This window comes from Micromonospora sp. NBC_01739 (assembly GCF_035920385.1).
Classification (GTDB): domain Bacteria; phylum Actinomycetota; class Actinomycetes; order Mycobacteriales; family Micromonosporaceae; genus Micromonospora.
This window is the reverse complement of the sequence record NZ_CP109151.1, coordinates 4,806,503-4,816,775: the sequence shown is the minus strand read 5'-3', so window position 1 is coordinate 4,816,775 and position 10,273 is coordinate 4,806,503. Positions and strand designations below refer to the sequence as shown.

At 71.4% G+C, this 10,273-nt stretch carries 9 protein-coding genes and 1 pseudogene; 1 reads left to right on the top strand and 9 read right to left on the bottom strand.

Features of this window, described 5'->3' with window-relative positions:
* Positions 1 to 62: 62 nt before the first annotated feature.
* The 4 genes from OIE53_RS21830 to OIE53_RS21815 form a co-directional block, all read right to left on the bottom strand.
* Positions 63 to 1,217, bottom strand: a complete 1,155-nt coding sequence (locus OIE53_RS21830; protein WP_327023379.1) for a serine hydrolase domain-containing protein — start codon at positions 1,215 to 1,217, stop codon at positions 63 to 65.
* 179 nt (positions 1,218 to 1,396) lie between these two features.
* Complete coding sequence (locus OIE53_RS21825; protein ID WP_327023378.1) at positions 1,397 to 2,959, bottom strand: AMP-binding protein; 1,563 nt, start codon at positions 2,957 to 2,959, stop codon at positions 1,397 to 1,399.
* Positions 2,960 to 3,112: 153 nt separating this feature from the next.
* Positions 3,113 to 4,327, bottom strand: a complete 1,215-nt coding sequence (locus tag OIE53_RS21820) for an acyl-CoA dehydrogenase family protein (protein ID WP_327023377.1) — start codon at positions 4,325 to 4,327, stop codon at positions 3,113 to 3,115.
* Position 4,328: 1 nt separating this feature from the next.
* Complete coding sequence (locus OIE53_RS21815) at positions 4,329 to 4,781, bottom strand: SCP2 sterol-binding domain-containing protein (RefSeq protein WP_327023376.1); 453 nt, start codon at positions 4,779 to 4,781, stop codon at positions 4,329 to 4,331.
* A 66-nt stretch (positions 4,782 to 4,847) separates the two neighbouring features.
* Here OIE53_RS21815 and OIE53_RS21810 point away from each other — a divergent pair, with 66 nt between their 5' ends.
* On the top strand, positions 4,848 to 5,486 hold the full coding sequence (locus OIE53_RS21810) for a TetR/AcrR family transcriptional regulator (RefSeq protein ID WP_327023375.1): 639 nt from the start codon (positions 4,848 to 4,850) through the stop codon (positions 5,484 to 5,486).
* Positions 5,487 to 5,531: 45 nt separating this feature from the next.
* Here the strand turns inward: OIE53_RS21810 and OIE53_RS21805 are convergent, their stop codons facing one another.
* From OIE53_RS21805 to OIE53_RS21785, 5 genes and pseudogenes are all read right to left on the bottom strand, one after another.
* Positions 5,532 to 6,161, bottom strand: coding sequence for a DedA family protein (locus tag OIE53_RS21805; RefSeq protein WP_327023374.1), 630 nt, complete (start codon positions 6,159 to 6,161; stop codon positions 5,532 to 5,534).
* Positions 6,162 to 6,238: 77 nt separating this feature from the next.
* Positions 6,239 to 7,501, bottom strand: a pseudogene (locus OIE53_RS21800) (adenylosuccinate synthetase); the annotation flags it as partial.
* A gap of 8 nt (positions 7,502 to 7,509) precedes the next feature.
* Complete coding sequence (locus tag OIE53_RS21795) at positions 7,510 to 8,472, bottom strand: hypothetical protein (protein ID WP_327023373.1); 963 nt, start codon at positions 8,470 to 8,472, stop codon at positions 7,510 to 7,512.
* Between the two features lie 10 nt (positions 8,473 to 8,482).
* Complete coding sequence (locus tag OIE53_RS21790; protein WP_327023372.1) at positions 8,483 to 9,457, bottom strand: serine/threonine protein kinase; 975 nt, start codon at positions 9,455 to 9,457, stop codon at positions 8,483 to 8,485.
* On the bottom strand, positions 9,454 to 10,206 hold the full coding sequence (locus OIE53_RS21785; RefSeq protein WP_327023371.1) for an NUDIX hydrolase: 753 nt from the start codon (positions 10,204 to 10,206) through the stop codon (positions 9,454 to 9,456). Before OIE53_RS21785 ends, OIE53_RS21790 begins: the two co-directional genes overlap by 4 nt.
* Positions 10,207 to 10,273: the final 67 nt, after the last annotated feature.

Here is a 10,273-nt window from a genome sequence, read left to right as displayed (position 1 = left end):
GAAGGGCCCCTTCTTAACAACTGCCCGGTGCCGGACCGGAGCATCCGGCCCGGCACCGGCGCTCAGGTGAGCGCCAGGATGGCACCGAGAAGCCGCTGAGCGAGTGCGGACTGCCCGTCGGCCTTGGCGTCGGTCGGGGTGGCGGCGAACGCGACCCGCAGGTCACCGTTCCCGATGCCGCCGATGAGCGCCTGGTAGCCGTAGCGGGCACCGGATTTGCCCCAGAAGATACGACCGTCGGGGAGCCGTACCGAGGAGAGTCCGCCGTTGCTCAGTTCCGCGCCGGCCCACGGGTGGCTGAACAGTTCGCGCTGCTGGGCGGGGGCGAGCAACCGGCCGCCGAACAGGGCGGCGGTGAACCGGTCCAGGTCGGCGAGGGTCGAGATGAGATCACCGGAGGCGGGCGTGAAAGTCTGGCTCCACCGGGTGGCGTCCACCAGTTCGGTACCCCCGTCGCGGATCACCTTCTGGTAGCCCCGGACGTGTGGACCCCGGATGCCGGTGGCGGCACCGGGCGCGTACGTGTCGCGCAACCCGAGCGGCTGGAAGATCCGCTGCCGCATCTGCTCCGCGTACGACCTGCCGGTCACCCGCTCAATCAGGATGCCGGCGAGGATGTAGCCCATGTTGGTGTAGCGCTGCGCCGTGCCGGGCTGGTACTCCGGTGGGTTCACCAGCGCCGTCCGGACGATCTCCTCAGGGGTCCAGCGGTCGTAGCGGTGGGCCAGCTGCCAGTCGAGCCCGTCGGGCAGGACCGGGCTGGGCAGGCCGCTGGTGTGGGCGAGCAACTGCCGCACGGTGATCGCCGGCCAGTGGGCTGGGACCAGGTCCGGCAGGTACGGCCGTACCGGCGCGTCGAGGTCCAGTTGGCCCTCCGCCACCAACTGGTAGACGACCACGGCGGTGAAGACTTTGGTCACGCTGCCGATCCGGAACCGGGCGTACGGCGGCACCGGTGCCGCAGACCGCAGGTCGCGGACGCCGAAGGTGTCGTTGAAGCATCCGGCTGGGGTGGTGACCCGCAGGTGGACGCTGGTGGTGGTGAGTTTCTGGTCGGGGATGGTGCCGACCGCTGCCACCAGCCCGCTGGGATCGAGGGCACCGAGGTGGCAGCCCCGGTGCGCGGTGGGGACCGCACCGGCGGGGGTGGGCACGGTGCCGGCCAGCACGGCGCCGAGGGCGACACCGGCGATGAGGGTACGTCTGAAGCTCCACATGGGACGAGCCTGGCGGGCGGGCGGGGGCAGCCGGATCGGGGAACCCCCTGGACTCTGCCCCGAGCCGCTGCCAGTAGGGGTGTTCGTCACCGCGCGTACGCCGTTACGGCCGCATGGCGGATCCCGCTGTTCCGAATACCGCCACTCCGCAGAAACGGGGTTGATCTCGCCGCCGCAGGTCAACCGATGTAGTCGCGTAGTTCGCGGGTCAACACCTTGCCGGTGGCGTTGCGGGGCAGGTACTTGACGAAGACGACGTCCCGGGGCACGGAGAACCGGGCGAGATAGTGCCGGACGTATTCGCGGACCGCGTCGGCGTCGAGGGTCTCGCCGGGGTACAGGCCGAGGAAGGCGGCGAGCCGCTGACCGTACTCGGGGTCGGGGACCCCGACGACGGCGGCCTCGCGTACCTGGGGCAGTAGGGCCAGCAGGTTCTCCACCTCGGAGGGAAAGACGTTCTCCCCGCCGGAGACGATCATGTCGTCGGCCCGGCCGTCGACGAAGAGGAGCCCGTCGGTGTTGAGCCGACCCAGGTCCCCGGTGTCCAGCAGGCCGTCGTGGCGTTCCCGGTCGGCTCCGGAGGTGTAGCCCTCGAAGAGCATCTCGTTGCCGACGAAGATGCGTCCCACCTGGCCCGCCGGGACCGGCTGGTCGGTGTCGTCGAGGATCGCCAGCCGGGTACCGTGCGGCGGGCGGCCGGCGGTGGTGGGGGCCTGACGCAGGTCGGCGGGGACCGCGATGGAGGCCCAGGAGGCCTCCGTCGAGCCGTACAGGTTGTAGAGCACCTCGCCGTAGCGGTCCATGAAGGCCGAGGGCAGGCCGCCGGGCAGTGCCGATCCGCTCACCGCCACCACCTTCAGGAGCGGCCGGTGCTCCGGCGGTGGCACCTCCATCAGGCGTTGCAGCATCACCGGCACCGCGAACAGGGCCTGGCACCGGTGGCGTTCCAGGGCCTCCAGGGTGGTGGCCGGGTCGAAGCGGCGGTGCAGCACGATGGTGGCCCGCAGGGCCAGGCAGACCTGAAGGGCCGCGTACCCCCAGGTGTGAAAGACCGGGGCGGCGATCATCACCCGGTCCCGGACGTGCAGCGGGATCCGGTCGATGATGGCGACCAGCGGACCGAACCCGGTGGGGGTGGGGCGGCGGGCGCCCTTCGGCGCTCCGGTGGTGCCGGAGGTGAGCACGATGATCCGGCCGTCCCGCTCGGGGGGTTGCAGCTCGCCGGGGAGGGCGGTGCGGATCAGTTCCTCCCGGGCCCGCTCGTCGAGGCGGCGCAGGTCGGCCGGCAGCCCGAGGATCCGTTCGGCGAACTCGTCGTCGTGCACCAGGACCCGTAGCTGCTGTTCCTGCGCCACTGTGGTCAGCTGTGCCGGGGAGAGGCCGGTGTTGATCAGTACGGCGTCCGCACCGAGCAGGGTGGCCGCGACGATGGTCTCCACCAGGCCCGGATGGTTGCGGCCGAACACGCCGATCCGGTCCCCGGGGGCGACGCCCAGTCCGGCGCGCAGCGCGCGGGCCAGCCGCAGGCAGCGGTCGAGCAGTTCGGCGTACGTCAGCTGGGTGCCCTGGTCGTCGATGATCGCGATCCGGTCGGGGTCGCGCGCCGCGGCCTGGCGGAGTTCACCGGCCAGGCTCCAACCCCAGGTGCGTAGCGCGCTGAGCTGGGAGGCGACCCGGATCGGCCGCCCCGGGGTGAGCAGGCCCCGCCGGGTCAGGGTGGCGACGACGAATGGCAGCTCCACGACCGCGTACCTCCTTCGGTTCCCCGCCCGGACGGCTCGAATTCCTTCCGATCATCCATCGGGAGGTGGCCGGACGCCAGACGGCCGACACCCGTTCGCCGGGTGCCGGCCGGAGGTGACGCGCCGGTGAGGTCCACGGCCGGGCCGAGGCGGTCAGCGGATCTGCATGCCGGAGATCGCCCGCGAGATGACCAGACGCTGGATCTCCGAGGTGCCCTCGAAGATGGTGTAGATCTTGGCGTCCCGGTACCACCGCTCCACCGGGTGGTCACGCAGGAAGCCGGCCCCGCCGAGCAGTTGGACGGCCTTCTCGGTGACCGAGACGGCCACCTCACCGGCCTTGAGCTTCGACATCGAGCCCTCCCCGGCGGTGAAGGGCCGGTTGTTGCGGCCCATCCAGGAGGCCCGCCAGACCAGCAACCGGGCGGCGTCGATCTCCATCTTCATGTCGGCCAGGGTGAAGGCGACCGCCTGGTTGGTGATGATCGGCCGACCGAACTGGACCCGGTCCTTGGCGTAGTCGAGGGCGTACTCGTAGGCGGCCCGGGCCACCCCGAGAGCCTGCGCGCCGACGGTGGGCCGGGACAACTCGAAGGTCCGCATCGCGGCCTGACCGGAGGAGCGCTTCCCGGCCCGGGCGCGGGCCAGCCGCTCGTCGAGGGCCTCCTTGCCCCCGAGCAGGCACCGCCCGGGAACCCGTACCTCGTCGAGGAAGACATCAGCGGTGTGCGAGGCCCGCAGGCCCAGTTTGCGCAGCTTGCGGGTGGCGCTGAGCCCGGGGGGGCCCGGGGGTACGACGAACGCCGCCTGGCCGCGCGAGCCGAGTTCCGGGTCGACCGAGGCGACCACCACGTGCACCCCGGCGATCCCCCCGTTGGTGGCGTACGCCTTCTGTCCGCGCAGCACCCACTCGTCGGTCGCCTCGTCGTAGCTGGCCCGGGTACGCATGGCAGCGACATCCGAACCGGCTTCCGGCTCGCTGGAACAGAAGGCGGCGACGGCCGGGGAGTCGACATCGCCGAAGCACTGGGGGACCCATTCGACGAGCTGGTCGGGGGTGCCGGTGCCGTAGATCGCGGCCACCGCCAGCCCGGTGCCGAAGATGCTCAGGCCGATGCCGGCGTCACCCCAGAAGAGTTCCTCGCTGGCGATCGGCAGGGACAGGCCGGTCGGGTCGGCCCAGCAGGTGGCGAGGAACTCGAAGCCGTACAGGCCGACCTTCGCCGCCTCTCCGATGATCGGCCAGGGGGTCTCCTCGCGGGCGTCCCACTCGGCCGCGGCCGGGCGCACGACCTCGCTGGCGAAGCCGTGCACCCAGTCGCGCAGATCCCGCTGTTCCTCGGTCAGGTCGAGCGAGAACTCGACCATCTCAGGCCTTGGGGATGTCGAAGAGGTTCGCGATGTTGGCGGCCAGGCCCAGGTCACCCTTTGCCTTGAGCTTGCCGGTCATGAACATCATGACCGGGTTGGCGCCACCGGAGACGACCTTGAGGAACTCGACCGGGCCCAGGGTCAGGCTCAGCCGCGGGTCGTGCTGCGGGGTCTCGTTGACCGTGCAGGCGCCGTCGGCGACGACCACCTCGTAGGTGTCCGTGCCGCCGTCGGGGGCGCCGGTGATGTTCCAGTGGATGACCGCGTTCGTCGCGCCGGCCCGGTCGGCGCGGAACAGCTGCGGCATCCGCCCGAAGACCTCTCCGAGGATCTTGCCGCGCAGCTCACCGGACATCACCTCGTTCAGCTTGCTGTCCGGCGTGGACTTGACGAGCTGAGCGAACTCCTTCGGGCCGACGTTGGCGAAGTTGGCCGGGTCGAAGTCAGTCATGAAAGGCACCTCTCGGACAGTAGTTACTCCGGCGTAACCTTACGTGTGAGTAGGTATGCTGGCAAGGTGTCCACCAGGCCCACCTTCCGACGCTTACCCAGGGCTGTGCGTGAGCAACAGATGCTCGACGCCGCCGTACGGGTCTTCGCCCGCCATGGCTACCACGGGGCCAGCATGGACGAGGTCGCCGAGCGAGCCGGCATCTCCAAACCCATGGTCTACGCCTATCTCGGCACCAAGGAGGAGCTCTTCGTCGCCTGCCTGCACCGCGAGGGCACCCGGATGATGGAGGCCATCGCCGCTGCCGCGATGCCCGATCTGAAGGCCGACGAACGGCTCTGGCGTGGATTGCGGGCCTTCTTCGGCTTCGTCGGGGCCCACCGGGACGGCTGGGCGGTGCTCTACCGCCAGGCCCGTGCCGAGCGGGGGTTCGCGGACGAACTGGCCGGAATGCGGGCGCGGATCATCGAGGTGGTCGCCGGGATGCTCGACGACGCACTGCGCGCCGAGGGGCGCGAGGTGGCCGAAACCGAGCTGGAAGTGGTCGCGTACGCCCTGGTCGGGGCGACCGAGTCGTTGGGTGACTGGCTGGCCGACCACCCGGAGGCCGACCCGGAGAAGACCGCCACCCGGATGATGAACGTCGCCTGGCTAGGTGCCGGTCAACTCCTGCACGGCAACACCTGGCACCCACCCGAGCAGTAAGGAAGGGCACCTTATTAACGCCTCGTGTAGAGGAAGGGCCCCCTTTTAACACTCGCGATTCGACGTGCATGCGGCCCGACGGTGGGCGCGGTGGCGCAGCCAGCGGATCAGCTCAAGTCCCAGGGTGATCGCCACCGACAGGCCGATGCCGGCCAGGATTCCGTGCAACGGATTGCGCTCGAAGGCCAGCCCGCCGAAGATGCCGAGCAGCACGCAGTAGAACGCCCAGGTGACCGCTGCGATCAGGTCGTACAGCAGGAACGACCGCAGGGGATAACGGACCGCTCCCATGGTCAGGGTGACCGCCGTCCGCCCGCCGGGGACGTAGCGGGCCACCACCAGGATCATGCCGCCGCGCCGGTCCACCGCCCGCCGGGCCCACTCCGACCCGGCCCGGCGGCGGCTGTCGGCCGGGGAGTGGTCTAGCTTGCGTGATCCGCCGCCGCGCCCCACGGCGTACGAGAGGTGGTCGCCCGCGGCGGCACCGAGCGCGGCCACCACGAGGACCAGCGCCAGGTTCGGTTCACCACCGGTGGCCAGCACGGTGACCGTGATCAGCGCCGCCTCGGCCGGCACCACCGGGAAGATCGCGTCGACCGCGGTCAGCCCGAACAGCAGCAGGTACACCCAGGGTGAGCTGAGGGTCTGCCGGAGCAGGTCGAGCGCGGTCTCCATGACTCCATGCTCAGGGCACCGGCTGTTAATAAGGGGCCCTTCCTCTACACGAGGCGTTAATAAGGTGCCCTTCCTTACACCCTCGCGAGCAGCTTCTTGTCGGCGGCGGTGGGGCCGTGTGAGGTGAGCAGGACCGGTGCGCCGAGCGCCTCGACCACCGCCTGTGGCCAGTCGGTGGGGGAGTCCTCGTCGTACACCGGGCGGGCCCGCAGCAGGCGGGCGGTCAGCTCGGCCTGCCGGTCGAGATCGCCCGGCGGGCCGGGCAGGAGCCGGTCCAGCCCGTCGTAGCGGCGGCAGATGCGCAGGTCCAGACCACGTTCGGCGAGATCCAGGTGGGTCAGCGCCAGGCCGTCCACCCCACCCGCGACCGCCAGGGCGTACGCGTGGGCGACCGCGTCGAAGTGGCCGAACCGGAAGCGCCCCTGCCAGGGGTTGGTCGGGTTGTGCGGGTCGGTCAGCGGCAGGGTGGGGTCCTCGGTGACCAGGGGGCCCGGCCCGTGCCGGGTGGTGACCGTCCGCAGCACCCCCAGTCGGGTCGCCGTCCCGCCCATCCCGGCCTCGGCCAGCAGCGACTCCGCGTTGGCGAAGGTGGTAGTGCTCCAGGTGGTGTACGGGTGGAAGCCGTGCCACTCGTCCAGCAGCACCCCCTGCGCCCCCTCGAACACGCACGGCCCGGCCCGCAGCGCCCCGGCCAGCCAGGAGCGGTCGACGATCGCCACCCGCTCGGCGAAGGCGGTGAAGGCCGGCAGGCAGTCCTCGACCGGTGGTGCGTCCAATGGGCCCAGTTCGGCGGCCAGCCGGTCCCGCAGTGCGGTCAACCGACGGCGCAGCCGCCGGGGGCTGTGGCAGTCGGCCACCCGGGGGGCCTCGTCGGGGTGGGTGAGGCCGTACGCGACGGCCTCACCCACCCCCAGCCCGCAGGAACCGTGCCGGTCGGCTCCCCGGGACAACTCCCGCGCCCGGTTGGCGGCCCGGTGGTACGGGGTGGCCAGCAGGGCCTCCCCGTCCACCGTCAGCCGGTCGAGGGCGTCCGGCACCCCGACGGCGGCCAGGTGATCGGCCTCGGCGGCCAGGGCCAACGGGTCGACCACGACGTGCCGGGACAGGTGGGTCCAGACCCCGGGGTGGAAGGTGCCGGCGCCGAACTGGGCGAAGGTGTGATGCCGTCCATCGGGCAGGACGACATTGTGTGCCGCCTGCGCGCCCCCGTTGAACCGGACGACCATCTGCACCGGCCGGGTGGCGCAGAGCCAGTCCACGACCGTGCCCTTTCCGGCGTCGCCGTACCCGAGGTCGACCACGATGGTGTGTTCGTCGTCCAGCCCGTCCCGGCCCGTCATCAGCCCGTTCACAGCCGCACGACTCCGCCACGGCCGGTCCCGGTGGCCGGCAGCCGGGACGTCTCGGTGCGTCGTCCGGTGTTGCCGAGGCGGGCCAGGGCCTTCGACACCGTGCCGGTGGCCGTCGACCCGACCCGGTCCAGGTCCCGCAGGCCGGTGTCGAGGTCGATGGCCTGTTCGCCGAGACCGACCGTGAGGGCGATGGTCTCGCAGACCGCGTCCAGGTCGTCGAGTTCCAGGGTGTTCTGGCCGAGCAGGCCGCGCCAGAAGTCCAGCACCTTGCGGTTGCCGGCGTAGTGGCTGCCGGCGGGGAGCAGGTAGTAGGTGTCCCAGCGGCGGGTCACCTCCTCGACGATCTCCTTCAGCCGCACGTCCTCGCGCAGGTTGCCGCCGAGCAGCCGGGTCACCTCGGCGGCCTTCACCTTCGGGTACGCCAGCTCGTCGCCGATGATGAACAGGTAGCCCCGCCGACCGCGCTTGGACCAACTGTCCGTGACGGTGTGCCGGGCCATGAAGTACAGGGCGAGTTCGTACGACTCCATCATCTGGCCGCCACCGCCGCCCTCCAGCACGATCCGGCCGAGGTCGTCGTCCATCCGGTTGTCGGACTCGAACTGCCCCACCTGCAAGGGCACCCGGTCGCAGGTGGCGTCGCCGATGGCCCCGAACATGATCTGGGGGTCCCGGGCGTACCCCTGGCGCAGCAGCAGCCCCAGCAGTTTCGGCAGCTTGGCCTGGAGGGTGCGGGGCACGTGCCCCATCGAGCCGGTCACGTCGAAGAGCACCGCCACCGGGGTCGACTGCGGGTGCTCCGCGGAGTCGCGGCTCTCCCGCATCGCATCGCGGGGGTCCAGCGCCGGGTGCACCTTCCGGGCACCGCTGTCGCTGTAGGCGAAGGCGCTGGTGCCGGTGGCCCGGCGGTACCGGTCGGCGGCGTCGTACACGTCGGTGGACCACATTCCGCTGCCCATGGCAGCCTCCTTACGGGTTGAGGGTGAAGGGTCGGAAGGTGCGGGGGCCGTAGAGGCGTTCCAGCACCTCGTCGAGTTCGCCCAGCAGTCGCCAGGCGTCGTCCGGGCGGGCGGCCAGGTGGGGCTGGCGGCAGCCCTTGATGAAGGCCCGCAGCTCCGCTGGGGCGTGTCCGTCCATCAGCCAGGCCATGCAGTGGGCGGCCATGGCGATGTCGGTGCCGGGCCCGGCGGGCCGGCCGCCGGTGACCTCGGGCGGGTACCAGTCCTGGTAGTCGGGCACCATGGCGGGCACGACCCCGCCGGGCTCGGTGGAGAAGCACCAGTCGACCAGGACGACACCGTGCGCCTCCGGCTCGATCAGCACGTGTGGCGGCAGCACCGCGCCGTGCACCACCCCGGCCCGGTGGGCCAGGCCGAGCGCCACCAGCAGCCGTCGCCACATCCAGGCCACGTCGCGGGCGTCCAGCCCGTCCGGGTACGCCTGGCGTACCTCTACCAGGCTGTGCAGGCCGGGTGCGGTGGCCAGGACGTTGATCCGCCGCTCGGCCCCGGTGGCGGTGTCCTGGTGGGCGAAGCTGTCGACCAGCCGGGGCACGTACGGCAGCCAGCGCGGGTCGCCGCGTTCGGCGAGCTGACGCAGCGCGCGTTCCTCCCGCAGCATCAGGTCGTTGTCGTGCGGGACCCGGGGGAGCTTGAGCAGCCGATCCTCCCCTACGTCGTACAGGTCGGCCAGGTCGCCGGAGTGCACCGGTTGGCCGCAGCGGTAGCCGTGCAGCTCGGTCACCTGACGGTTGCGCCAACGGGTGGTGACCTCTACGAAGGCTGCGGTGGCCTCGGCCCGTACCCCGGGCCCGGCCGAGCCGAGCCGGTCGGGGTGCAGGGCGGCGACCAGTTCCCGGTAGCGGCTCTGCGGCTCGTCCAGACCGAACAGTTCGTCATCGTCGCGGGCCCCGCCGACCAGGCGGATCGCCTCGTCGGTCCTCATCGCACCGCGTCCTCTCGGGTCGGCCGCAGTAGGGCCGGGTGCAGCAGTTGGGCGTCACCGGCCCGGTAGAGCCGGGCCCGTGGGCCGCCTCGGCTGCCGCCGCGCTCGGTGCTCGTGCCGGTGCTCTCCACGAACCCGGGCACCGAGAGCACCTTGCGGTGGAAGTTGCCGGCGTGCAGGGGCTGCCCCCAGACCGTCTCGTAGACCGACCGCAGCTCGCCGATGGTGAACTCGGGACCCAGGAAGCGGGTGGCCAGCGGGGTGTACTCCAGCTTCGACCGGGCCCGCTCCAACCCGTCGGCGACGATCTGGCGGTGGTCGAAGGCGAGGTCCCGGTTCGGCAGCTCGGCGACCGGTAGCCAGAGGGCCTCCTCGGCGTCCGTGCCGGCGGTCGCGTCGGGCAGGTCCGGGGCGAAGGCCAGGTGCGCCACCGAGAAGACCCGCATCCTGGGGTCCCGCTCGGGGGCCCCGTAGCTGGCCAACTGCTCCAGGTGGACCCGGCGCAACCGGTCACCGCCCAGGCCGGTCTCCTCGGCCAACTCCCGCTGGGCGGCGGCGGCCAGGTCCTCGTCGGGTCGGACGAAGCCGCCGGGCAGCGCCCAGTGGCCCGCGTAGGGCTGTTCGGCGCGGCGGATCAGCAGCAGGTGCAGCGCGTTGTCCCGGATGGTCAGGGCGACCACGTCGACGGTGACCGCAGTGGCGGGGTAGGCCGACGGGTCGTACGCGGCGAGGAAGTCCTGCTCGTTCATCGGTAATCACTCTCACTTTGAGAACATCTCTATGTGAGAACAACCTAGCGCGAAAATCAGGGCCGGG

Coding starts and splice junctions, on each gene's coding strand:
- OIE53_RS21795 (WP_327023373.1), bottom strand. CDS start 8,472: ATGGGCAGCGGAATGTGGTCCACCGACGTGTACGACGCCGCCGACCGG.
- OIE53_RS21805 (WP_327023374.1), bottom strand. CDS start 6,161: ATGGAGACCGCGCTCGACCTGCTCCGGCAGACCCTCAGCTCACCCTGG.
- OIE53_RS21790 (WP_327023372.1), bottom strand. CDS start 9,457: ATGAGGACCGACGAGGCGATCCGCCTGGTCGGCGGGGCCCGCGACGAT.
- OIE53_RS21785 (WP_327023371.1), bottom strand. CDS start 10,206: ATGAACGAGCAGGACTTCCTCGCCGCGTACGACCCGTCGGCCTACCCC.
- OIE53_RS21815 (WP_327023376.1), bottom strand. CDS start 4,781: ATGACTGACTTCGACCCGGCCAACTTCGCCAACGTCGGCCCGAAGGAG.
- OIE53_RS21820 (WP_327023377.1), bottom strand. CDS start 4,327: ATGGTCGAGTTCTCGCTCGACCTGACCGAGGAACAGCGGGATCTGCGC.
- OIE53_RS21830 (WP_327023379.1), bottom strand. CDS start 1,217: ATGTGGAGCTTCAGACGTACCCTCATCGCCGGTGTCGCCCTCGGCGCC.